General features: G+C 72.6%; 21 protein-coding genes. 16 read left to right on the forward strand and 5 right to left on the reverse strand.

Features of this window, described 5'->3' with window-relative positions; all coding sequences use genetic code 11:
* Positions 1 to 23 precede the first annotated feature (23 nt).
* Together glgC and glgA are read left to right on the forward strand one after the other, a co-directional pair.
* Positions 24 to 1,265, forward strand: coding sequence for a glucose-1-phosphate adenylyltransferase (gene glgC, locus B056_RS0118395; protein ID WP_018503335.1), 1,242 nt, complete (start codon positions 24 to 26; stop codon positions 1,263 to 1,265).
* Between the two features lie 43 nt (positions 1,266 to 1,308).
* A complete protein-coding gene (gene glgA / locus B056_RS0118400) occupies positions 1,309 to 2,496 on the forward strand; it encodes a glycogen synthase (protein ID WP_018503336.1) in 1,188 nt (395 codons plus the stop codon).
* Here glgA and B056_RS0118405 read toward each other — a convergent pair.
* Together B056_RS0118405 and rfbB are read right to left on the reverse strand one after the other, a co-directional pair.
* Positions 2,466 to 3,941: an HNH endonuclease gene (locus B056_RS0118405; protein WP_076784723.1), complete on the reverse strand. Its 1,476-nt coding sequence runs from the start codon at positions 3,939 to 3,941 to the stop codon at positions 2,466 to 2,468. The two genes, glgA and B056_RS0118405, sit on opposite strands and share 31 nt — an antisense overlap.
* A gap of 242 nt (positions 3,942 to 4,183) precedes the next feature.
* The gene (rfbB, locus tag B056_RS0118410; protein ID WP_018503338.1) at positions 4,184 to 5,188 is read right to left on the reverse strand and encodes a dTDP-glucose 4,6-dehydratase; all 1,005 of its coding nucleotides are present in this window, start codon (positions 5,186 to 5,188) and stop codon (positions 4,184 to 4,186) included.
* A gap of 139 nt (positions 5,189 to 5,327) precedes the next feature.
* Here rfbB and B056_RS0118415 point away from each other — a divergent pair, with 139 nt between their 5' ends.
* From B056_RS0118415 to B056_RS0118425, 3 genes are read left to right on the forward strand one after another with little or no spacing between them, the layout of a single operon-like run.
* The gene (locus B056_RS0118415) at positions 5,328 to 6,923 is read left to right on the forward strand and encodes a circularly permuted type 2 ATP-grasp protein (RefSeq protein WP_018503339.1); all 1,596 of its coding nucleotides are present in this window, start codon (positions 5,328 to 5,330) and stop codon (positions 6,921 to 6,923) included.
* On the forward strand, positions 6,917 to 7,861 hold the full coding sequence (locus B056_RS0118420) for an alpha-E domain-containing protein (RefSeq protein WP_018503340.1): 945 nt from the start codon (positions 6,917 to 6,919) through the stop codon (positions 7,859 to 7,861). Before B056_RS0118415 ends, B056_RS0118420 begins: the two co-directional genes overlap by 7 nt.
* Before the next feature lie 40 nt (positions 7,862 to 7,901).
* The gene (locus B056_RS0118425) at positions 7,902 to 8,747 is read left to right on the forward strand and encodes a transglutaminase family protein (protein WP_018503341.1); all 846 of its coding nucleotides are present in this window, start codon (positions 7,902 to 7,904) and stop codon (positions 8,745 to 8,747) included.
* A gap of 40 nt (positions 8,748 to 8,787) precedes the next feature.
* Here B056_RS0118425 and B056_RS0118430 read toward each other — a convergent pair whose 3' ends face one another.
* Positions 8,788 to 9,351, reverse strand: coding sequence for a YceI family protein (locus B056_RS0118430; RefSeq protein ID WP_018503342.1), 564 nt, complete (start codon positions 9,349 to 9,351; stop codon positions 8,788 to 8,790).
* Positions 9,352 to 9,539: 188 nt separating this feature from the next.
* Here B056_RS0118430 and B056_RS37035 point away from each other — a divergent pair, with 188 nt between their 5' ends.
* The 4 genes from B056_RS37035 to B056_RS0118450 are packed head-to-tail and all read left to right on the forward strand — an operon-like array spanning position 9,540 to position 14,233.
* Positions 9,540 to 10,454, forward strand: a complete 915-nt coding sequence (locus tag B056_RS37035; protein ID WP_026239848.1) for a ComEA family DNA-binding protein — start codon at positions 9,540 to 9,542, stop codon at positions 10,452 to 10,454.
* Complete coding sequence (locus B056_RS0118440; protein WP_018503343.1) at positions 10,454 to 12,907, forward strand: ComEC/Rec2 family competence protein; 2,454 nt, start codon at positions 10,454 to 10,456, stop codon at positions 12,905 to 12,907. The genes B056_RS37035 and B056_RS0118440 overlap by 1 nt, the downstream gene beginning before the upstream one ends.
* A 1-nt stretch (position 12,908) precedes the next feature.
* Positions 12,909 to 13,910: a DNA polymerase III subunit delta gene (gene holA / locus B056_RS0118445; RefSeq protein WP_035751940.1), complete on the forward strand. Its 1,002-nt coding sequence runs from the start codon at positions 12,909 to 12,911 to the stop codon at positions 13,908 to 13,910.
* On the forward strand, positions 13,907 to 14,233 hold the full coding sequence (locus B056_RS0118450; RefSeq protein ID WP_018503345.1) for a hypothetical protein: 327 nt from the start codon (positions 13,907 to 13,909) through the stop codon (positions 14,231 to 14,233). Before holA ends, B056_RS0118450 begins: the two co-directional genes overlap by 4 nt.
* A 115-nt stretch (positions 14,234 to 14,348) precedes the next feature.
* On the opposite strand, the gene rpsT is transcribed toward B056_RS0118450, so the two are convergent.
* Entirely contained in the window at positions 14,349 to 14,618 is a 270-nt protein-coding gene (rpsT, locus tag B056_RS0118455) for a 30S ribosomal protein S20 (protein WP_018503346.1), read from the reverse strand.
* A gap of 262 nt (positions 14,619 to 14,880) precedes the next feature.
* Between rpsT and lepA the strand changes: the two genes are divergently transcribed.
* The gene (gene lepA / locus B056_RS0118460) at positions 14,881 to 16,740 is read left to right on the forward strand and encodes a translation elongation factor 4 (RefSeq protein WP_018503347.1); all 1,860 of its coding nucleotides are present in this window, start codon (positions 14,881 to 14,883) and stop codon (positions 16,738 to 16,740) included.
* A gap of 68 nt (positions 16,741 to 16,808) precedes the next feature.
* Here the strand turns inward: lepA and B056_RS42870 are convergent, their stop codons facing one another.
* The gene (locus tag B056_RS42870) at positions 16,809 to 16,976 is read right to left on the reverse strand and encodes a hypothetical protein (protein WP_230203061.1); all 168 of its coding nucleotides are present in this window, start codon (positions 16,974 to 16,976) and stop codon (positions 16,809 to 16,811) included.
* Positions 16,977 to 17,254: 278 nt separating this feature from the next.
* Here B056_RS42870 and hemW point away from each other — a divergent pair, with 278 nt between their 5' ends.
* The 6 genes from hemW to ybeY all read left to right on the forward strand — a co-directional run bounded on the left by hemW (position 17,255) and on the right by ybeY (position 23,371).
* A complete protein-coding gene (gene hemW / locus B056_RS0118470; RefSeq protein WP_018503349.1) occupies positions 17,255 to 18,484 on the forward strand; it encodes a radical SAM family heme chaperone HemW in 1,230 nt (409 codons plus the stop codon).
* Positions 18,485 to 18,711: 227 nt separating this feature from the next.
* On the forward strand, positions 18,712 to 19,731 hold the full coding sequence (gene hrcA, locus B056_RS0118475) for a heat-inducible transcriptional repressor HrcA (protein ID WP_018503350.1): 1,020 nt from the start codon (positions 18,712 to 18,714) through the stop codon (positions 19,729 to 19,731).
* Positions 19,731 to 20,873, forward strand: coding sequence for a molecular chaperone DnaJ (gene dnaJ, locus B056_RS0118480; protein WP_026239849.1), 1,143 nt, complete (start codon positions 19,731 to 19,733; stop codon positions 20,871 to 20,873). The genes hrcA and dnaJ overlap by 1 nt, the downstream gene beginning before the upstream one ends.
* Positions 20,870 to 21,619: a 16S rRNA (uracil(1498)-N(3))-methyltransferase gene (locus B056_RS0118485; RefSeq protein ID WP_076784719.1), complete on the forward strand. Its 750-nt coding sequence runs from the start codon at positions 20,870 to 20,872 to the stop codon at positions 21,617 to 21,619. Before dnaJ ends, B056_RS0118485 begins: the two co-directional genes overlap by 4 nt.
* Positions 21,620 to 21,851: 232 nt before the next feature.
* The gene (locus B056_RS0118490; protein WP_035751831.1) at positions 21,852 to 22,892 is read left to right on the forward strand and encodes a PhoH family protein; all 1,041 of its coding nucleotides are present in this window, start codon (positions 21,852 to 21,854) and stop codon (positions 22,890 to 22,892) included.
* Positions 22,892 to 23,371 (forward strand): rRNA maturation RNase YbeY, encoded by a 480-nt coding sequence (gene ybeY, locus B056_RS0118495; RefSeq protein ID WP_018503354.1) that lies wholly within the window; start codon positions 22,892 to 22,894, stop codon positions 23,369 to 23,371. Before B056_RS0118490 ends, ybeY begins: the two co-directional genes overlap by 1 nt.
* The last annotated feature ends 8 nt before the right edge of the window (positions 23,372 to 23,379 follow it).

Raw genomic sequence — 23,379 nt, forward strand, 5'->3', positions numbered from 1 at the left:
ATCACGGGGAGCCGGGCCGAAGTATGCGCAGCCCGCGGGTGCTGGGTCTTGTCTTGGCGGGTGGCGCGGGTAAGCGCCTGGCTCCGTTGACCGCCGACCGCGCGAAACCCGCGGTGCCCTTCGGCGGGATCTACCGCCTGGTCGATTTCGTCCTGTCGAACCTGGTCAACGCCGGCTATCTGCGGATCGCCGTGCTGACCCAGTACAAGAGCCACAGCCTCGACCGGCACATCACGACCACCTGGCGGATGAGCAACCTGCTCGGCAACTACGTGACGCCGGTGCCCGCCCAGCAGCGGCTGGGCCCGCAGTGGTTCGCCGGCAGCGCGGACGCCATCCACCAGTCGCTCAACCTCGTCCACGACGAGGCCCCCGACGTGGTGGTGGTCTTCGGTGCCGACCACGTCTACCGGATGGACCCGCGTCAGATGGTCGCCCAGCACCTGGAGACCGGCGCCGGGGTCACGGTGGCCGGGCTGCGCGTCCCCCGGTCGGAGGGCAGCGCGTTCGGGGTGATCCGCACCGCGGACGACGGGGTCACCATCGCGGAGTTCCTGGAGAAGCCGGCGGACCCGCCCGGGCTGCCGGGCCGCCCGGACGAGATCTTCGCGTCGATGGGCAACTACGTGTTCACCACCGACGTGCTCATCGACGCCCTGCGCGCCGACGCCGCAGACCCGGAGAGCGTCCACGACATGGGCGGCAGCATCGTCCCGATGCTGGTCGAGCAGGGCACGGCCGCCGTCTACGACTTCGCCGCCAACCAGGTGCCCGGGGCGCTCGAACGCGACCACGGCTACTGGCGGGACGTCGGCACCCTGGACTCCTACTTCGACGCGCACATGGACCTGTGCGCGCTCGACCCGGTCTTCAACCTCTACAACCGGGACTGGCCGATCTACACCAACGTCCCGCCCTCCGTCCCCCCGGCGAAGTTCGTGCACGACACGCCGGGCCGCGTCGGCGTCGCCACCGACAGCATCGTCAGCAACGGTGTGATCATCTCCGGTGGCACGGTGCGCCGCTCCGTGCTGTCCCCGGGCGTCCGGGTGAACTCGTGGTCGGTCGTCGAGAACGCCGTCGTGATGGACAACTCCGTCGTCGGACGGCGGGCCGTCGTCCGGGACGCCATCCTCGACAAGAACGTGGTCGTCCCCCCGGGCGCGATCGTCGGGGTGGACAAGGAGCACGACCGGGCCCGCGGCTACCAGGTCAGCGAGGCCGGCGTCACCGTGGTCGGCAAGGGCGTCACGATCGCGGACTGATCCGCGCCGAGGGATCCACATCGACTGAAGGGCCGAGGAACGGATGCGGGTCGCGCTGTTCACACGTGAGTACCCGCCGGACGTCTACGGCGGCGCCGGGGTGCACGTCGAGTACCTCGCGCGGGAGCTGGCGCGTCTGGTCGACCTGACCGTGCACTGCGAGGGCGACCCGCGCCCACCGCTCGACACCGCCGACACCGCCGGCCCGGCCGCGGTCGAGGCGCACCGGCCCTGGCCGGCGCTCGACGGGGCGAACGACGCGCTGCGGATCGCCTCGATGGACCTGTCGATGGCGGCGGCGGTGGACCGTGCCGGCGGCGCCGACGTCGTGCACTCCCACACCTGGTACACCAACCTCGCCGGGCATCTGACGTCTCTCGTGCGGGGCATCCCGCACGTGATGACCGCGCACTCGCTCGAACCGCGCCGGCCGTGGAAGGCCGAGCAGCTCGGCGGCGGCTACCGGCTGTCGTCCTGGTGCGAGCGGGTGGCGATCTCCGCCGCGGCGGCCGTGGTGGCGGTCAGCGAGGGCATGCGCGCCGACATCCTCGACGCCTACCCCGAGGTCGACCCCGGCCGGGTGCACGTCATCCGCAACGGCATAGACACCGACGAGTACACCCCGGACGACCGCACCGACGTCCTCGAGCGCCACGGGGTGGACCCGGGTCGTCCGTCGGTGGTCTTCGTCGGGCGCATCACCCGGCAGAAGGGGCTGCCCGTGCTGCTGCGGGCCGCCGCCCGGCTCGACCCGTCCGCGCAGCTCGTGCTCTGCGCCGGCGCCCCGGACACCCCCGAGCTGCTCGCCGAGGTCACCGAGCTGGTGGACGGCCTGCGCGCCAGCCGCGACGGAGTGATCTGGCTGTCCGGCATGCTCGCCAAGCCCGAGGTGATCCAGCTCCTCTCGCACGCCACGGTGTTCGCCTGTCCGTCCGTCTACGAGCCGCTGGGCATCGTCAACCTGGAGGCGATGGCCTGCGGCACGGCCGTGGTCGCCTCCCGGGTAGGCGGCATCCCCGAGGTCGTGGCGTCCGGCGAGACAGGCCTGCTCGTCCCACCGGACGACCCGGCGGCGCTGGCGGCCGCGATCAACGAGGTGCTCGCCGACCCCGGGCGGGCCGCCGCCATGGGGCGTGCCGGGCGGGACCGCGCCGTCGCAGAGTTCGGCTGGCCCGCGGTGGCCGAGCGCACCGCCCGCCTCTACGAGCAGGTCACCGCCAGCTCCGCCTGACCGGCCAGGCGGTGGCTCACCGCGTGGTCTTGTAGGAGTGCGCGGACCGATTCGGCGAGGTGGAACGGGCCGCCGTCGCGGGTGGTGATCGCGTCGGGGGCCACGTGTCGGGTGGTCTGGGTGAGGTCCGTGGTGGGTTGGGCCCCGGGGTTGAGGGGTGGTGTGGGGTGGAGGGTGCGGCCGTCGGGGAGGTGGGCGGTGATCTGCCCGGTGGGGGTTCTGCGGAGTTCGATGTTGTCGTTGTGCAGGGTGCGGTGGTGTTGGCCGCAGATGAGAGTGAGGTTGTCGGGGTCGGTGGTGCCGCCGTTGGTCCATGGGGTGAGGTGGTGGATGTGGAGCCAGCGGGTGTGGGCGCAGCCGGGGTATTGGCAGGTGCCGTGGTCGCGGGCGTGGACGGCGTCGCGGAGTTGCCGGGTGGGTAGTCGGCGGCGTCGGCCGAGGCGGAGGGGGTTGCCGTGGGGGTCGGTGAGCAGGGTACGGATCAGCCCGTCGCAGCCGAGTCGGCGCAGGACCGCGGGGGACAGGCCGATCCCGGGTGAGATCTCCACCCGCGATCCGGGCCTGGGCCCGAGCTTGGGCGTGGGGCGCGGGGGCTGGGTGGTGTCGAGCAGGGTGGTGGCGTCGACGTGGACGGTGATCGTGTGGGTGGGTGAGGCGAGCCCGGGGGCGGGCTGTTGGAGGAACCCCTCGGCGAGGGCGAGGAGCGCGTCGGCGTCGCGGTGGCGATCCCGTGGCACGGCCGTGATGTCCTCGTCGGGAGGCGGCTGATCGGCGGTGCCGGTGGTGGTGAGGCTGCTGCGGGCGGCGTCGAGCGCGGCGATGAGCTGGGCGCCCTCGTCGGGAGGAAGGGTCGCGGTCAGGTACAGCATGCCCTCGTCGTCCGTGCGCCAGGAGACCCGCCGGGCCGCCTGCGCCTGAGCGTGGTCGGCCGGATTGGTGGCCTGGCGGAGGGCTCGGACGAGGCGTTCGAGCTGGCCCGCGGTGCAGTGCAGGGCGTGCTCGAGCCAGAGACGCTCGGTGGCGGGGTCGGCGATCCGAGTGATCGCCCGGACCTTCGAGTAGGAGATCATGCCGTCGGCGAACGCCGCCCGCACCGCGGGGAGGTGTTCGAGGGCGCGGGCGGTGGCGAGGTGTTCGCGGGCGGCACGTAGTCCGATCCCGCAGCGCCAGGACAGCCAGTGCGCGCACGAGCGCAGCCCGACCCCTGACCAGCCGCCGCGTTGGTCGAAGGCGGCGATCAGGGTGAGCCAGCCGCAGGTCGCGGCCGCGAGCCGGCCGGCCCAGCCGCAGATCGCGGTTTCCAGGTCTGGCAGTGGCGCGGTCTGTGCGTCCAGGCCTGGCGGCATGAGGTTCAGCGTGGGTGTCGTCTCCCGGCCGGGCGCCGGGTCGAGGTCGGGGGCCGGAGAGGTGGGGGCTGCCGGGGAAGGCGTCTGGTGTTCGATCATGGTGGTCACCGGGCCAGGGGTGTCGTCGATCAGCGGACACGAGCAGGGTCGCATCCGCCACCGACAGTTCTCATCTCCGCTGGTCAGGGGCCTTCGCGGGGCCAGGGGCCGCGGGCGGGCCCGGGACACCGGCGATACCGGCGATCATGACGCCTTTTCCGACCACGGTGTTCCGCGGAACACCGTGGCCCGTGGAGCCGCCGAGCCCCGGAGCAGCCTCCGGGCCCGATCCGCTCGGTGGGTCAGCTCTGCCAGGCGGTCTCCGAGACGGGGGAGCGCCCGAGAAGGGGACGCCACCAGGCCTCGTTGTCGCGGTACCAGCCGATAGTGGCCTTCATCCCGTCGGCGAAGCTGATCCGCGGCTCCCAGCCGAGGGTCGTCCGCAGCTTGCCGGAGTCCAGCAGGTAGCGGCGGTCGTGGGAGGGGCGGTCCGGCACGATCGTCTTCAGCGAGGCGGGCAGGCCGAGCTCGCCGAGGATCAGGTCGGCGATGGTCTCGATGTCAGCCTCGATGCCGGAGCCGACGTGGTAGGTCTCACCCACAGTGCCGCGCTCGAGCACCGCCTCGATGGCCCGGCAGTGGTCCACCACGTGCAGCCACTCCCGTCGGTTCTTCGTGGAGGCGTAGAGCGGCAGCGACTGGCCCTGCAACGCCCGCGTCACGAACAGCGGGATGACCTTCTCCGGGAACTGGAACGGCCCGTAGTTGTTCGAGCAGTTGGTGATGGTGACCGGTAGGCCGTAGGTGTAGCCGTAGGAGCGCACGGCGTGGTCCGAGCCGGCCTTGGCGGCGTTGTACGGCGTCCGGGGCAGGTAGGGGGAGTCCTCGGTGAAGGCGCCGGGGTCGTCGAGGTCCATGTCGCCGTAGACCTCGCAGGTGGAGATCTGGTGGAAACGCGCGACGCCGACGGTCCGGGCCGCCTCCAGCAGGGTCTGCGTGCCCATGACGTTGGTGGAGAAGAACTCGCCCGGACGGATGATCGCCAGACTGTTGTGGGACTCGGCGGCGAAGTTGACCACGACGTCCACCCGGTGCTCGCGCAGCGTGGACTCGATGAGCTCACGGTCGCGGATGTCGCCGTGGACGAAGGTGATCCCGTCCTCGAGGTCGGCGAGGTTCTCCCGGCAGCCCGCGTAGGTCAGCGCGTCGAGCGCGACCACCCGGTCGCCGGGGTGGGTCCCCAGCCAGTACCGGACGAAGTTGGACCCGATGAAACCGGCGGCCCCGGTCACCAGCAGAGTGGTCATCGTTCGCCTTTCGGTGCGTCGTTCGATGCGTCGTCGCAGCGGTCGCCCCTACATACTTCCGCATGCCCGCGCGGATCGGCGGCATGGGCGCGGTCACGACGACATTCGCAGGTAACACGGAGCACCTACGCTCCTCGGCGTGGCGGACCTTTTCGAGGGGTATCCGGTGGAGGTCGCGGCAGCGGCCGCCTGGGACGAGGTCTTCGACGCGGCGCATCGCCCCCGGGAGGTGTACACCGCCCTGCACGACGCGTTGCAGCCGCTGAGCAGCTCCGACCTGGCGGCCCGCAAGATCGCGCTCGACCGTGCCTTCCGGGACGCCGGCATCACCTTCAACCTGTTCGGCGAGGAGCGGCCGTTCCCGCTGGACCTGGTGCCCAGGCTGCTCTCCTGCGACGAGTGGGACGTCATCGAGCGGGGCGTGACCCAGCGGGTGCGTGCGCTCGAGGCGTTCCTCGACGACGTCTACGGGCGCGCCGACGTCCTCGCGGACGGCATCGTGCCCCGCCGGCTGGTGCTGTCCAGCTCGCACTTCCACCGGGCGGCGCACGGCATCGACCCGCCGAACGGCGTCCGCGCGCATGTCAGCGGCATCGACCTGGTGCGGGACGAGCGCGGCCACTTCCGGGTGCTTGAGGACAACGTCCGGGTCCCGTCCGGGGTCAGCTACGTCATCGAGAACCGCCGCGCGATGACCCGGGTGTTCCCGGAGCTGTTCTCCACCCACCGGGTGCGCCCGGTCGCCGACTACGCCACCCACCTGCTGCACGCGCTGCGCGCCGCGGCACCCCCGGAGGTCGCCGACCCGACCGTCGTGGTGCTCACCCCGGGCGTGTACAACGCCGCCTACTTCGAGCATGCACTGCTCGCCCGCCAGATGGGCGTCGAACTCGTCGAGGGCCGTGATCTCTCCGTCCGGAACAACCGGGTCACCATGCGCACCACCGAGGGTGACCATCCGGTGCACGTGGTCTACCGCCGGGTCGACGACGACTGGCTCGACCCGCTGCACTTCCGTCCCGAGTCGATGGTCGGCTGCGCGGGTCTGCTGAACGCGGCCCGGACCGGGAACGTGACGATCGCGAACGCGGTCGGCAACGGGGTCGCCGACGACAAGCTGATGTACACCTACGTCCCGGACCTCATCCGTTACTACCTCGGTGAGGAGCCGGCACTCGACAACGTCGACACCTTCCGGCTGGAGGACCCGGACCAGCGTGCCCACGTGCTGGACAACCTCGAGTCCCTGGTCGTCAAGCCGGTCGACGGCTCCGGTGGCAAGGGGATCGTGATCGGCCCGCAGGCCACCGAGGCCGAGCTGGTGGAGCTGCGCGCCCGGGTGCTCGCCGACCCGCGCGGGTGGATCGCGCAGCGGGTGGTGAAGCTGTCGACCTCGCCGACCCTGGCCGACGACCGCCTCGGGCCGCGCCACGTCGACCTCCGGCCGTTCGCGGTGAACGACGGGAACCGGATCTGGGTGCTGCCCGGCGGGCTGACCCGGGTCGCGCTGCCCCGTGGCAGCCTGGTCGTGAACTCCAGCCAGGGCGGTGGTTCGAAGGACACCTGGGTGCTCGCCCCCGAGCGGGTCGCACCGGAGGAGGCCGCGCTCCTGCGCCGGCGGTCCGGCCTGACGCAGGCGGTCGCCGCCGGGCCCGACCTCGGCCCGCACTCGTCCGACGAGCAGCAACAACAGCAGTCCGAGCAGCAGAACCAGCAGGGGGGCGGGCTGTGCTGAGCCGCATCGCGGAGTCGCTGTTCTGGATCGGCCGCTACGCCGAGCGGGCCGAGTGCACCGCGCGCATCCTGGACGTCCACGTCCACCGGGTGCTCGAGGACCCGTGGCTGGACGAGACGTCGGCCGGGGCCGAGCTGCTCGCCGTGATGGGTGTCGCCGACCGGGCCGGCCCCGCGGACTCCCGGTACGTCACCGAGGTACTCGCCTACGAGGCCGCGAACGCCTCCAGCATCCGCGGGTCGCTCTCCGCGGCGCGGGAGAACGCCCGTGGTGCCCGGGTCGTGGTCTCCAGCGACGTGTGGGAGTGCCTGAACGCGACCTGGAACGACCTGCCGCACACCGAGGAGCTCGCCCGCCGGATGGGCCCGCACGTGTACTTCCGCTATGTGCGGGAGCGCACGGCGATGCTGGCCGGGCTGGTCGACGCCACCCTCGCCCGCGACGACGGCTGGCGTTTCCTGGTGCTCGGGCGCAGCCTGGAGCGGGTCGACATGACCGCCCGGCTGCTGTCGTCGAGCATCAGCGACGACCCGAGCTCGCAGAGCTGGGTCAGCCTGCTGCGCTCGTGCGGTGCGCACGAGGCCTACCTGCGCACCTACCGGCGGGCGGTGGACGCGGCCCGGGTCGCGGAGTTTCTGCTGCTGGACCGGCTCTTCCCACGGTCGATCTACTGGTCACTGGCGCTCGCCGAGCAGATCCTCGCCGAGCTGGACACCAGCCGCGGCCTGGTCCGGGCGACGGTGGACGACGCCGCCCGGCGCACCGTCGGGCGGGCCCGCACCGAGCTGGAGTTCCGCAGCATCGACGAGCTCGTCGCGGAGATGCCCGACCTGCTGGCCGCCCTGCAGCGGACCTGCTCGGCGGTCAGCGCGGCCGTCACCACCCGCTACTTCGCCCGGGACAGTCCGCGCACCTGGGCGAGCGAGGTGCCGGCCTGATGGGTTGCGCTGGCCTGATGGGACGAAGGGGAAAGCAGCAATGAGCTGGCAGATCCGGATCGAGCACTCGACGGGCTACCGGTACGCCAGCCCGGTGATCTCCTCGTACAACGAGGCCCGGATCATCCCGCAGACCGGGGACCGCCAGCTCACGCTCGAGGCGACCGTCCGCACCGAGCCCGCCTCGACCACCTACCGGTACTGGGACTACTGGGGGACCCAGGTCACCGCCTTCGACCTGCACACTCCGCACACCGAGCTGATCGTCACCGGGCGCTCGGTCGTGCAGACGGCGCCCGCCCCGGCGCGGCCCACGGACGTCCCCGGTTGGGACGGCCTCACCGACGACCGTGTCGCGGACCGGTTCGTCGAGTTCGTCCGGCCGACCGTCTCGACGCCGGAGCACCCGGAGCTGCTGGCCGCGGCCCGCGAGCTCGCCGCCGCCAACGCTCCCGCGGACTTCCTGCCCGCGGTCGGCGACTGGGTGCGGGAGAAGCTGCGCTACCAGCCTGGCACGACCGAGGTGCGCACCTCGGCCGTCGAGGCGTGGCAGCAGGGGGTGGGCGTCTGCCAGGACTTCGCCCACCTGGCGCTCGTCCTGATGCGCGCCGCCGGGATGCCGGCCCGGTACGTGTCGGGCTACCAGCATCCTTCGGCGGACGCCGCGGTGGGGGAGACCGTCAGCGGGCAGAGCCATGCCTGGGTCGAGGGCTGGCTGGGCGAGTGGTGGGGCTTCGACCCGACCAACGGCGTGCCCGCGGGCGAGCAGCATGTGGTGGTCGCCCGCGGGCGGGACTACAACGACGTCCCACCGATGTTCGGCGTGTACTCCGGTGGTGCCTCGACGTCCCTGGGCGTGACCGTCTCGGTGACCCGTCTGGGCTGAGCGGCGCGGGTGGGACGGGCGGCCGGGAGGACCCGGGCGGTCAGGAGGACTTGATGGCCGAGACGTCCAGCTCGATCTTGACCTTGTCGCTGATGAGCACGCCGCCGGTCTCGAGGACGGCGTTGTAGGTCAGGCCGAACTCCTTGCGGCTGATGCTCGTCGTGCCGGTGAAGCCCGCGCGGACGTTGCCGAACGGGTCCTTGGAGCTGCCCTCGAAGGTGATCGCGAGCTCGACCGGCCGGGTCACCCCGCGGATCGTGAGGTCGCCGGAGAGCACGTAGCTGTCCTCGTCCTTGCCGAGCTTCGCGCCGGTGCTGACGAAGGTGATGGTCGGGAACTGCTCGACGTCGAGCAGGTCGGCCGACTTGACGTGCCCGTCGCGGTCGGCCACGCCGGTGTCGAAGCTGGCCGTCTCGATGGTGACCGACGCGGTGGACGCCGTCGGGTTCGCGCCGTCGAGCTCGAGGGCGCCCTGCACGGCGTTGAACTGCCCGCGGACCGTCGTGACCATCGCGTGGCGCGCGGCGAAGCCGATCCGGGTGTGCGCGGGGTCGAGCGTCCAGGTACCGGTGAGGTCGGTCAGGACGGGGGCGGGAGCGGTCATCGTGCTCTCCTCTGAGTGCGTGGGCCGGGTGGCTGGTGGTGCCGTCATGCACGTTACTTGCGTGCGCAACCAAAGTGGACGGCGGGTCATTCCAGCTCCCCGGTCCGCGGCCCTGTGGATGAGAACTGGTCATCCACATCCGCTCCGCCTCGGCCCGGACGAACCCTCCCGGCTCCTACCTTGCGTGCATGACTCGAAATGGCTGGAATCAGAGCGACCGAGCCCAGGACAGCTGGGTCCAGGACGACGAGGTCCAGGACGACGAGGTCTGGGAGGGCGGGGGCTGGGGCGCCGATAACGGCGATGGCGATGGCGAGCGGGACGTGGGCCGGGCGGACACCCACGGCTCGCGGGCGCGGCGGGCTGTCGCCGCTCGCCTCCCGCCGACGCTGCGGCATGTGGTCCTCGCCCCGACGGCCCGGGCGGCGCTGGTGCTGGTACTGGTGGCAGTCGCGGCGGCGGCCGTGGTCGGCTGGCTGACCTGGCGCGACCGGCCGGTGGCCCTCCAACCGAGCGCGGCGGCGGCCGGTGCCCCGGGGTCCGGCGAGACCACCCGGAGCCCAGCGGCGACGCCGCCCGCGGCTGCGGAGTCCGGCGCCCCGGACTCCGCGGCGCCGGAGTCCGCGGCACCGGAGGTGGTCGTGGACGTCGCCGGGCGGGTGGCGCGCCCCGGGGTCGTGCGCCTGCCGGCCGGTTCCCGGGTGGTGGACGCCGTCGAGCGGGCCGGTGGTGTGCTGCCCGGCACCGACACGACGGGGCTGGCACTGGCCAGGCTCCTCGCGGATGGTGAACAGATCCTGGTCGACGGGCGGCCGGGACCCGCGACGCCGCCCCCGGAGGCAGCCGGTGGCGGCCCGTCCTCCGGGTCGGCCGGCGGTTCCGCGGGAGGTGCCGGGGGAGGTTCGCCGGGCCAGCCGCTGGACCTGAACACCGCGACACTGGAACAGCTGGATACCCTGCCCGGCGTGGGTCCGGTGCTGGCCCAACGGATCATCGACTGGCGGGCGGCGAACGGGCCCTTCACCTCGCCCGACCAGCTCGGTGAGGTCACCGGTGTCGGTGACCGGCGGCTGGCGGACCTGATGCCTCTGGTGACGGCCTGATGGTCGCCGTCGCGATGGAGACCGGGCTCGGCCTGCCGAGCGGCTCCGACCCGGCGCGAGAGGGTCCGCTGGACCTCCGTCTGGTCGTTCCGGCCGCCGCGGCCTGGGGCGGGGCGGCGGCGGCCGGGTACTGGGGCCCCGGGCCGGTGTTCCTCGGCGCCGCCGGCCTGGCGCTGTGCGGGTGTCCGGCAGGGGTTCTGATCGCGTTGCGCCGGGGTCCCGGTGGCCGGCTCGGCAGGCCGGGAGCGCTGGTCGGATTGGTCGCCCTGGCCTTCCTCGCGGCCGGGGTTCTCGTGGGTGGGGCGGCCGCGCGACCCCGGTTCGCCGGCCCGCTCGCCGAGCTGGCCCGGGCCCACCGGACCGTGGACGCCGAGGTCGTCCTCAGCGACGACCCGAAGACCTCGGCCTCGGCGCCGGCCGCCGCTGCCGGCCCGCGGGAGGGACCGACGGTCACCGCCCGGGCCCGGCTGGTGGCCGTGACCGGCCCCGGCCGCCGGCTGCGGGCCTCGGTACCAGTGCTCCTGGTGGGGCGCGGCCCGGATCTCGCGAACTACCTGCCGGGGCAGCGGCTCGACGTGCGTGCCGGGCTGGCGCCGGCGGGCCCGGGTGACACGATCGCGGCGGTCCTGTTCGTCCGGGCGCCGCCGCGGGCGCGTGGAAGCCCGCCGGCCGTGCAACGGGTCGCCGGGTGGCTGCGGGCCGGACTGCGGGACGCCGCCGCGGTGGTGTCCCAGCCCGCCGGCGGGCTGTTGCCGGCGCTGGTCGTCGGCGACACCTCGGGCCTCGATCCCGGGCTGAAGGACGACTTCCGCGCCGCCGGGATGAGTCATCTGACCGCGGTGTCCGGCGCGAACCTCGCGATCACGGCCGGGACGGTGCTGTTCCTGCTCGGGCGGCTCCGGCTCGGGGCCCGCTCCAGGGCGGTCGCCGCGGCCCTGGTGGTCGTCGGGTTCGTGATCCTGGCCCGTCCGTCCGCCAGCGTGGTCCGGGCCGGAGCCATGGGTCTCGTCGGCCTGGTCGCCCTCGCCGCGGGTCGGCCCCGCGCGGTGCTGGCGGCGCTGGCGACCGCGGTCATCGCCGTCGTGCTGGTGGCCCCGGCGTTCGCGTTGTCCGCCGGGTTCGCGCTGTCGGTGCTCGCGACGACGGGGATGATCGTGTGGGGGCCGGGCTGGCGCGACGCGCTGGAGCGGGCCCGTGCGGTCGGTCGGCTCGGTGAGGTCGTGGCGGTGGCCGCCGCCGCCCAGCTCGCCTGCACTCCGGTGCTGGCCTGGCTCGGTGGGGGTGTCAGCCTCGTCGCGATCCCGGCGAACGTGGTGGCGGCGCCGGCGGTCGCGCCCGCCACCGTGCTCGGCGTGTCGGCGATGGCCGTCGCCGCCGTCAACGACCCGGTCGCCGCACTGCTCGCGCGGCTGGCGGGGCTGGCCTGCCGCTGGCTCGTGCTGGTCGCGGATGTCGCCGCCGGTGTCCCGGCGGGGACGATCGGTTGGCCGTCGGGGCCCGCGGGGGCGGCCGCCGCACTCGGCTGCGTGGTGCTGGTGGTGGCCCTGGCGCGGCGGCGCCCGACCCGTCGGCTGCTGGTGTCGGCGGTGGTGGGCCTGCTGGCGGCCCGGGTGCTCCTGCTGCCGAGGCTGGCGGGCTGGCCGCCGCCCGGCTGGCGGATCGTGGCCTGCGACGTGGGCCAGGGCGACGCGCTGGTCCTGCGCTCCGGGGCGGCCTCGGCGGTCGTGGTCGACGTGGGTCCCGATCTGGCGCTGATCGCCACCTGCCTGGACGACCTCGGTGTGCGCGAGGTACCGCTGGTCGTGCTCACCCATCTGCACGCCGATCACGCCGCCGGCCTGAGCGGGGTGGTGGGCCGGCTGCCGGTGGGGGAGCTGGTGGTGAGCCCGCTGCCCGAACCGGCCGACCAGTGGGACGCGGTCGAGCGCTCGGCGCGGGCGGCGGGCGTGCCGGTGCGGGCCGTCTCCGCCGGCGCCGTGGGGGAGACCGGAGCGGTCCGCTGGCGGGTGATCGGCCCGGAACGGGTCCTGCGGGGCACGGCCAGCGACCCGAACAACGCCAGCCTCGTCGTCCTGGCGGCGGTCGGCGGCGTGACGGTGCTGCTCACCGGGGATGCCGAGCCGCCGGAGCAGCGGCAGGTGGCGCGGCGCGGCCTCGGGCCCGTCGACGGCTTCGGGCCCGTCGACGTGCTCAAGGTGGCTCACCACGGGTCCGGGGACCAGCTGCCGGAGTTCCTCACCCGGACCGGCGCCGAGATAGCGCTGATCAGCGTCGGCGTCGACAACACCTACGGGCATCCCGCGCCGAGCACGCTGGCCGGCCTGCGCGCGGCCGGGATGGCGGTGGCCCGCACCGACCTGAACGGCCCGGTGGCCGTTGTCGAGACGGCCGGCGGAGGGGTCCGGGCGGTGGCGCGCCGGCCCGGTCCGCGAGAGGGCGCGGCCGGCTCGTGACATGCTGATCGACGTGCCGCCGCCCTCCGCCCCGCCACCGCTGGTCGTCGTGAGCGGCGACGAGGACCTCCTCGTCGCACGTGCCGTCCGGGAGGTGCTCGCCGCCGCCAGGGCCCGTGATCCGGAGGTCGAGGTCGTCGACCGGTCACCCGGCGAGCTCACCGAGGCCGACATGATCGACCTCGGGGCGAGCTCGATGTTCGGGGGTGGCCGGGTGCTGGTGGTCCGGGGCGCGGCCGACCTGGCGGAGGATCTGCGCGACGCGCTGTTGGCCTACGTCGCCCACCCGCTCGACGACGTGATCCTCGTCGTGGTCCACAGCGGCGTGGTGAAGAACCGCAAGCTCGTGGACGCGATGAAGAAGGCCGGTGCCCGGGTCATCCCGGCGGCGAAGATCACCCGTCCGCGCGACCGGCACGACTTCGTGATCGCGGAGATCCGTCGGCTCGGTGGGCGGATGACCGACGAGGCGGTCCGAGCCCTGCTCGACGCGGTCGGCGGTGACCTGCGCGAGATCGCCGCGGTCTGCGACCAGCTGGTCGCGGACACCTCCGGGGTGATCGACGAGTCGGCGGTCGCGCGTTACCACCGGGGCCGGGCCGAGGCGAGCGGGTTCGCGGTCGCGGACGCCGCCGTCGCCGGCGATCTGGCCGGCGCGCTGACCCTGCTGCGCCAGGCGCTCGAGGGCGGCACGGCCCCAGTGCTGGTCACCAGTGCCATCGCGGGCGGCCTGCGTGACCTCGCCCGGGTGTCCGCGGTGGGCGGCGGATCCAAGTGGGACGTTGCCAAGGCCCTCGGCATGCCGGACTGGAAGGTCGAGCGCGCCCAGCGCGCGGCCCGGAGCTGGTCGGACCCGGGGCTGGCCCGGGCGATCCGGGCGGTGGCGGTCGCCGACGCCGGCGTCAAGGGCGCCGCCGTGGACGCCGGGTACGCCCTGGAACGGCTCCTGCACGAGGTCACCCAGGCCCGCGGCCGGGGCGAGCACGCCGGGCGGGCGCGGTGAACGACTCGGCGGGCCGACACCGCGGCCCGGGGGACGGCGATCCGGAGCGCGGCGCGCGGGACGAGCCCGGTGTGTGGGACGAGCCCGGCCCCGACGCCCACGAGGTGCCGCCTGGGGGGATGCTCGGTCTGCGAGTGCTCCCGGCGGGCTGGATGCGCGGCGTGCTCGGCACGGTCACCGCCCTGGTGACGGTGGTGATCGCCATGGGGGATCTGGCCAGCGCCTGGGTGCTGCTGGTGCTGCCGGCCACCGTCGCGGCGCTGGTGGCGTATGCCGAGAACCTCGAACGGATGCTGGGACCGGCGGCCGACCCCGAGGACTGACAGCCCCGCGGGCGAGTCGGGACGCGTCGAAGACCGGGGCCCGCCTGGCGGGTCGCCCGGTCTTCGAACGAAGTCTGTGACGAACCTGACGCGGGCTCGGACGCCCGCGGTCGGGTCAGGAGGCGCCGATCTCCGCGTTGGCCTTGGCGAGCGCCGACTTGCGGTTGGCGGCCTGGTTCGGGTGGATGACGCCCTTGCTGGCGGCCTTGTCGAGCTTCTTGGAGGCGATGCGGAGGGCGCTCTCGGCACGCTCGGCATCCCCGGCCTCGACGGCGTCGCGGAAGCGACGGACGTGCGTCTTCAGCTCGGACTTCACGGCCTTGTTGCGCAGCCGTCGCTTCTCGTTGGTGAGGTTGCGCTTGATCTGCGACTTGATGTTGGCCACGCGGGAGAACCTCTGAGTTTCGAGTCGGGATGGTACGAGAGTGCCGGGAGGCACCGACGTTATCAAACCAGCATGCCGGGGTGGTGGTGCGGGCGCGGCCACGCGGGCGGGCGCGGCGTGCCTGGCACGATGGGGGCCTGGCACGATGAAGGACTCGAGCCCGTGTACATGACAGTCCGCGCACACGGCGCCAGCCGGACCGAGTGCCCGACAGACCGACGTGCCCGACAGACCGACGAGCAGCGAAACGAGACCAGCCCGCGTGTCCGAAGCCCCGCACGAGGCCTCCGGCGTCGACCCCGCGTCGATCCGCAACTTCTGCATCATCGCCCACATCGACCACGGCAAGTCCACGCTTGCCGACCGCATGCTGGGTGTGACCGGTGTGGTCGAGGCGCGCAACATGCGCGCGCAGTACCTCGACCGGATGGACATCGAGCGCGAGCGCGGTATCACGATCAAGGCGCAGAACGTCCGGCTGCCCTGGCGGGCCGACGACGGTCAGGACTACGTCCTGCACCTCATCGACACGCCTGGCCACGTGGACTTCACCTACGAGGTGAGCCGGTCGCTCGCGGCCTGTGAGGGCGCGGTGCTGCTGGTCGACGCGGCCCAGGGCATCGAGGCGCAGACGCTCGCCAACCTCTACCTGGCGATCGAGAACGACCTGGCGATCATCCCGGTGCTGAACAAGATCGACCTGCCGGCCGCGCAGCCGGAGAAGTACGCCGCGGAGATCTCCTCGATCATCGGCTGCGACCCGGGTGACGTCCTCAAGGTCTCCGGCAAGACCGGCCAGGGGGTCCCGGAGCTGCTCAACGAGATCGTCCGCCGTATCCCGGCGCCGAGCGGCGACCCGGACGGCCCGCTCCGGGCCATGATCTTCGACAGCGTGTACGACATCTACCGCGGTGTGATCACCTATGTCCGGGTCGTCGACGGGTCGCTCAGCACCCGTGACCGTTGCCTGATGATGTCCACCGGGACCAGCCACGAGACCCTCGAGGTCGGCGTCATCTCGCCGGAGCCCCAACCGACCGGGTCGCTGTCGGCCGGTGAGGTCGGCTACGTCATCCCCGGGGTGAAGGACGTCCGCCAGGCCCGGGTCGGGGACACGATCACCTCGGCGCGCCGTCCGGCGACGGAGATGCTCGGCGGCTACCGGGACCCGCGTCCGATGGTCTACTCGGGGCTGTATCCCCTGGACGGCAGCGAGTACCCGGCGTTGCGCGAGGCGCTGGACAAGCTGCAGCTCAACGACGCGGCGCTCACCTTCGAGCCGGAGACGTCGGCGGCGCTGGGGTTCGGCTTCCGCTGTGGCTTCCTCGGGCTGCTCCATCTGGAGATCGTCCGGGAGCGGCTGGAGCGGGAGTTCGACCTCACGCTCATCTCGACGGCCCCCAACGTGGTCTACCGGGTCGTCATGGAGGACACCTCCGAGATCACGGTGACCAACCCCAGCGACTGGCCCGGCGGCAAGATCGCCGAGGTGTACGAGCCGGTCGTGGAGGCGATGCTGCTGCTGCCCACCGACTTCGTCGGCGCGGTGATGGAGCTGTGCCAGGGCCGGCGCGGCGTGCTCAAGGGGATGGACTACATCTCCACCGACCGGGTGGAGCTGAAGTACACGCTGCCGCTCGGTGAGATCATCTTCGACTTCTTCGACGCGCTGAAGTCGCGCACCCGCGGCTACGCCAGCCTCGACTACGAGCCCGCCGGCGAGCAGGCCGCGGACCTGGTCAAGGTGGACATCCTCCTGCAGGGCGAGGCGGTGGACGCGTTCTCGGCGATCGTGCACCGGGAGAAGGCCTACTCCTACGGGGTGGCGATGACCTCGAAGCTGCGGGAGCTGATTCCCCGCCAGCAGTTCGAGGTGCCGATCCAGGCGGCGATCGGCAGCCGGATCATCGCCCGGGAGAACATCCGGGCCATCCGCAAGGACGTCCTCGCCAAGTGCTACGGCGGTGACATCAGCCGTAAGCGGAAGCTGCTGGAGAAGCAGAAGGAGGGCAAGAAGCGGATGAAGACCATCGGCCGGGTGGAGGTCCCGCAGGAGGCGTTCATCGCGGCGCTGTCCACGACCGAGAGCCCGAAGTCGCCGGCGCCCAAGACCGGGCGTTAGCGGCGAGCGGGCAGGCGGCGCGGCGCCCCCGGCCGGCCCTTCGCGGGCCGGGCGCGGGCGGGCGGGCGTCAGGCGTTCTCGGGAGCCGCGGCGATCCGGGGAAGCCGGATCGGTTCGGTGGCCGGTTCGGCCTGGGCGAAGCCCAGGGCGAGGACCGATCCCGACCGGTACTCGGTGGTATGTGGGGGTAGTAGTTCCTCGATGGTCACGAGGGCACTGGTGGGCTCCTCTTGCATGGTCGAATCATTTCGTACCGACCTCGACTGATCCATGACCAGCCGCCCACGATTTGACCGTGCGATTGTCAACAGACCACAAACTGGGTGATTCTGGGCAGTCGGTCGCGTCGTGCCGCCCGGGTCGGCCCGGCGATGGCCCGTAAGAGCGGCGCGCCCGGGCGCCTTGTCCGCTCCTGGTCCAGGTGTCGTCCGAGGTCGGCCAAAATGACGGTCTCCGGGCACGTTGACAAACAGAGCGTTGCGGTCTCGGCACGCGTTGGGGGCACACTGGAGACATGCCATCCAAGCCTCTCGAGGGGGCGCCGGCACCCGTCGACGGCGTGCTCCCCGACGCCGCGCTCACCGAGGTCGGGACCCGACCGTTCGGTGTCTACGTGCACGTGCCGTACTGCGCGGCACGCTGCGGGTACTGCGACTTCAACACCTACACCCCGGCCGAGCTCGGCGCGGGCGGCCAGGGTGGGGCCGCCTCGTTCGTCGACTCGGTGGCCACCGAGGCCCGGCTGGCCCGCTCCGTCCTGGGCGAGCGGGACCTGACGGTCTCGACGGTCTTCGTCGGCGGCGGCACCCCGACGTTGCTGCCGGCCGCCGATCTGGCCAAGGTCCTGCGGGTCCTGGACGACACCTTCGGCCTGGCCGGTGACGCGGAGGTCACCACCGAGGCCAACCCGGAGTCCGTCGACCTCGAGACCCTCGAACAGCTCCGGGCGAGTGGGTACACCCGGATCTCGTTCGGCATGCAGAGTGCCCGCCCGCACGTGCTCGCGGCGCTGGACCGCCGGCACACCCCCGGCCGGGTTCCCGAGGTGGTCGGCTGGGCGCGGTCCGCCGGGTTCCGTCAGCTCAGCCTCGACCTCATCTACGGCGCGCCGGGGGAGTCCGAGAGCGACTGGGCGGCGAGCCTGGACACCGTGATCGAGCTCGCGCCCGACCATGTCAGCGCCTACGCCCTGACGGTGGAGGAGGGCACCAAGCTCTCCCGTCGGGTGCGCCGCGGTGAGCTGCTGGAACCGGACGACGACCTGCTCGCCGATCGCTACCTGCAGGCGGACGAGGTGCTCGCCGGCGCCGGCCTGACCAACTACGAGGTCAGCAACTGGGCGCGTGACGAGGCCTCCTGGTGCCGCCACAACATGGGCTACTGGCGCGGTGACGACTGGTGGGGGCTGGGGCCGGGCGCCCACAGCCACGTGGGCGGCGTCCGGTGGTGGAACGTCCGCCATCCGACCGAGTACGCCACCCGGGTCGGCGCCGGCCGCAGCCCGGCCGCCGGCCGCGAGGTGCTGGACGCCCAGGCCCGGCGGGTCGAGCGGGTCATGCTGGGCGTCCGCCTCGTCGAGGGGCTGGGCGTCGACGCGCTGGTCGGGCCGGCGCTGGACGTCGCCGCCGAGCTCGCGGCGGACGGCCTCATCGTCGCCGACGTTCTCGCGCAGGGCCGGGTGGCGCTCACCCGCCGTGGCCGGCTGCTGACCGACACGGTCGTCCGTGCCCTGCTACCCGACTGAGCGCGCCTCCCCGCCCACCCGGGCGGCGACCGGGGTTCCGGATCTCCGTGTGTTCCTCGAGCGCGGGTCTGCTCACGATGGCTGCCCCGACCTGGGTGGGAAGCTACACTTGGCACTCACGGCGGCCGAGTGCCAGGGCTGGGTGACCAGCAGGACAGGGTCACCGGTCCGGCACACGCCGCCAGCCCCGCCTGGCTTACCGAAACCGGCGAAGGGGGTGTGGTCACGTGTTGGAGGAACGGCGGCTGGAGGTGCTGCGGGCGATCGTCGAGGATTTCGTGCTCAGCAATGAGCCGGTGGGATCCAAGACGTTGGCCGAGCGGCATGCTCTGGGCGTGTCGCCCGCCACGGTGCGTAACGACATGTCGGCCCTTGAGGAAGAGGGCTACATCACCCAGCCGCACACCAGCGCGGGCCGTATCCCGACAGACAAAGGCTATCGCCTCTTCGTCGACCGGCTCTCCGGCGTCAAGCCGCTGTCGCGCGCCGAGCGCCGGGCCATCCAGAGCTTCCTGGAGGGCGCGGTCGATCTCGACGACGTGGTGCGGCGCTCGGTGCGCCTGCTCGCGCAACTCACACGTCAGGTGGCTGTGGTCCAGTATCCCTCACTCTCGTCCAGCAGCGTCCGCCACATCGAGATCGTCACGCTCAGCCCGAACCGCCTGCTCCTGGTACTGATCACGGACACGGGCCGGGTCGAGCAGCGGGTGGTCGACATCCCCACCCCGGTCGACGACGGCGTGGTCGGTGAGCTGCGCGGCCTGCTGAACGGCTCGCTGCGGGGCCGCCGTGTGGTCGACGCCACAGAGGTCGCGGCGGACCTCCCCGAGACCGTCCGACCGGATCTGCGCGGGCACCTGACGACGCTCACCACCGTGGTGCTGGAGGCTCTCCTGGAACGGCAGGAGGAGCGGGTCGCGCTGGCCGGTACCGCGAACCTCACACGCTCCTCGGTCGACTTCGCCGACTCGCTGCGGTTCATTCTGGAAGCACTTGAGGAGCAGGTCGTGCTCCTCAAACTGATCGGTTCAGTCCGGGAGACCGGTACTGTGACGGTGCGCATCGGGCGTGAGACGGATGTGGACGCCCTCCGCTCAACGTCGGTAATCGCCACCGGGTACGGTCTCGGCCCGGCGGTGCTGGGCGGAATGGGAGTCGTCGGCCCGATGCGGATGGACTATCCGGGAACGATGGCGGCCGTACGAGCCGTCGCCAAGTACGTGGGTGAACTCTTGGGTGCCGACTGATGGCAGTGGACTATTACGCGACGCTCGGTGTGCGGCGTGACGCCACCGGTGACGAGATCAAGCGGGCCTACCGCAAGCTGGCCCGGGAGCTGCATCCGGACGTCAATCCGGACCCGGAGGCGCAGCAGCGGTTCAGGAACGTGACGAACGCCTACGAGGTCCTCTCGGACCCCGAGAAGCGGCAGATCGTCGATCTCGGTGGTGACCCGCTCGCGCCCGGTGGCGGCGCGGCCGGCGCCGGTTCGCCGTTCGGCGCAGGCTTCGGCGGCCTCGGCGACATCATGGACGCGTTCTTCGGCGGTGGCGCCAGCCGCGGCCCGCGCTCGCGGGTGCGCCGTGGGAACGACGCGCTGCTGCGCCTCGAGCTCGACCTGGCCGAGACCGCGTTCGGTGCCACCCGCGACATCACCGTCGACACGGCCGTGGTGTGCGCGACCTGCAGCGGCGGGGGCGCCGCGCCTGGCACGCAGCCGTCGACCTGCTCGACCTGCCACGGCCGCGGTGAGGTCCAGCAGGTGACCCGCTCGTTCCTCGGTCAGATGGTGACGTCGCGGCCCTGCCCGCGCTGTACGGGCACCGGAACGGTCATCGAGCACCCCTGCCGGGACTGCTCCGGTGACGGCCGCGTCCGCAAGCGCCGAACCCTGACGGTGAAGATCCCCTCGGGCGTCGAGGACGGCATGCGCATCCGGCTGTCCGGCGAGGGCGAGGTCGGCCCCGGCGGGGGGCCGCCCGGCGACCTGTACGTCGAGGTCTCGGAGCGGCAGCACGCCGTCTTCAGCCGGGAGGGTGACGACCTCCACTGCGATCTTCGCCTGCCGATGACCGCCGCGGCCCTGGGCACGATGGCCACGCTGGAGACCCTCGACGGTTCCGAGACGATCACGGTGAAGCCGGGCACCCAGCCCGGCGAGGTGCTCCGGCTCGCCGGGCGCGGTGTTCCGCACCTGCGCGCCGTGGGGCGTGGGCACCTGCACATCCACATCGTCGTCGAGACGCCGACGAAGCTCGACGCCGAGCAGGAACGCCTCCTGCGGGAGCTGGCGAAGCTGCGTGAGGAGGAGACGCCGGCGGTGGTCGGCGGGTCCTCCGGCGGATCCGGCCTGTTCTCCCGGCGCCGTGGCGGTCGGCGCAACCGCTGACCGCGCCCGTCTTCCACCTGGATCCGCTGCCGTCGACCGACGTCTTCGTGCTGGGTGGACCCGAGGGCCGGCACGCCGCGGCAGTGCGCCGGCTGCGGGTGGGTGAGCGCCTGGACGTCACCGACGGCGCCGGCGCCGCGCTGGAGTGCGAGGTCCGGTCGGTCGGCCGGGACGAGCTCGAATGCGTCGTCCTGAGCCGGCGGGCGCCGACCCGGGACGGGCCCCGGCTGGTGGTCGCGCAGGCCCTGGCCAAGGGCGACCGCGGGGAGCTGGCGGTCGAGATGCTCACCGAGATCGGGGTCGACGAGATCGTGCCCTGGGCGGCCGCGCGCTGCATCGTCCGCTGGGACGGCGAGCGTGGCGAGCGGTCGCGCGCGAGGTGGACCCGCACCGCCCAGGAGGCGGCCAAGCAGTCGCGCCGGCACGCCTGGCCGTTGGTCGGTCCGCTGGCGGGCACCGCGGCGCTGGCCGGGCGCGTGCGCCGGGCGTCGCTCGCCGTCGTGCTGCACGAGACGGCTACGACGCCGCTGGCCGGGCTCGCCCGCGCTCTGCCACCCGGGGCCGAGGCCGGGGAGATCCTGCTGGTGGTGGGCCCGGAGGGCGGCGTGGCCGATGGCGAGATCGAGGCGCTCACGGCCGCCGGCGCGGTGGCCGGCCGGCTGGGCCCGACGGTGCTGCGGACGTCGACGGCGGGCGTGGTCGCGGCGGCCGTGGTACTCGCCGACATCGGTCGGCTGGGCGGATAGACTCGAGATCGGCCGGTAACGTGTCGGCCCCGTCCCGACGACCTGGCACAACTGGCACCGCACAGCTGGCACCGCACAGCTGGCGTTGCACAGCGTGGCTTGTTCACAGTTTCGACCTGGTTCTCGGTGGCCGGGGGATGGATCCGACTGCCCCGTGGCGTTACCGCCTTCTGCGGGCGACCTTCGTCCCAGGTTGAAGCGAGAGGTGTTCCGGCCCAGGCGGCCGTACTACATGCCCGAATCCGACAGCCCACCCGACTCCCGGGTCACCACCCGCATCGTCGTCCCCGACGGGCACAGCATGGTGAGCCTGCTCGGGCACGAGGACCAGCTCCTGCGTGTGATCGAGAAGGCCTTCTCCTCCGACATCCACGTCCGTGGCAACGAGATCACGATCACGGGTGACCCGGCGGAGAACGCGCTGGCCGCCCGGTTGTTCTCCGAGCTCGTCGCGCTGCTCGACGCCGGCACCGAAATCAATCCGCAGCACGTCGACCACTCGGTGTCGATGCTGCGCAGCGGCGCGGGAGAGCGACCCGCCGAGGTGCTCACCCTCAACATCCTGTCCAACCGTGGTCGGACGATCCGTCCCAAGACGCTGAACCAGAAGCGGTACGTGGACGCGATCGACCAGCACACGATCGTGTTCGGGATCGGCCCGGCGGGCACCGGCAAGACCTACCTGGCGATGGCCAAGGCCGTGCAGGCGCTGCAGGCGAAGAAGGTCACCCGGATCATCCTCACCCGGCCGGCGGTCGAGGCGGGCGAGCGGCTCGGCTTCCTGCCCGGCACGCTCTACGAGAAGATCGACCCGTACCTGCGGCCCCTCTACGACGCGCTGCACGACATGATCGACCCCGACTCGATCCCGCGGCTCATGCAGAGCGGCACCATCGAGGTCGCGCCGCTGGCGTACATGCGCGGCCGCACGCTCAACGACGCCTTCATCATCCTGGACGAGGCGCAGAACACCTCGGCCGAGCAGATGAAGATGTTCCTGACCCGCCTCGGCTTCGGGTCCAAGATCGTGGTGACCGGTGACGTCACCCAGGTCGACCTGCCCAGCGGCACGAAGAGTGGCCTGCGGGTGGTCCGCGAGATCCTGGACGGCGTCGACGACGTCCACTTCGCGACCCTCACCAGCACGGACGTCGTCCGGCACCGGCTGGTCGGCGACATCGTGGACGCCTACGCCCGCTGGGACGCGGCGAGCCCGGCGCCCGGCACGGAGGCGCGTCCCGCGCGGGCCGCCCGCCGGGGAAGGGACCGCTGATGGCCGTCTTCGTCGCCAACGAGTCGGGCGTGACGGACTTCGACGAGGTCACCCTGGCCGCGCTCGCCCGTTTCGTGCTCGACACGATGAAGGTCAACCCGCTGGCGGAGCTCTCGGTCATGCTCGTCGAGATCGACGCCATGACCGACCTGCACGTGCGCTACATGGCGGAGGAGGGCCCGACCGACGTGCTCGCCTTCCCGCAGGACGAGGCGTTCGAGCCGTCGTGGTCGGAGTCGCCCGAGGAAGACCCGACCACCCTGCTCGGCGACGTCGTCCTGTGCCCCGAGGTGGCCCGGCGGCAGGCCGCGCAGGCCGGCCACGGGATGGAGCACGAACTGCACATCCTCTGCACCCACGGCATCCTGCACCTGCTCGGCTACGACCACGCCGAGCCGGAGGAGGAGCGGGAGATGTGGAAGCTCCAGAACAGCCTGCTGGCCTCCTGGGACACCGCGGCCGGCTCCGGCGCCTCCTGACGGGGCCG

The organism is Parafrankia discariae (assembly GCF_000373365.1).
GTDB lineage: Bacteria > Actinomycetota > Actinomycetes > Frankiales > Frankiaceae > Parafrankia > Parafrankia discariae.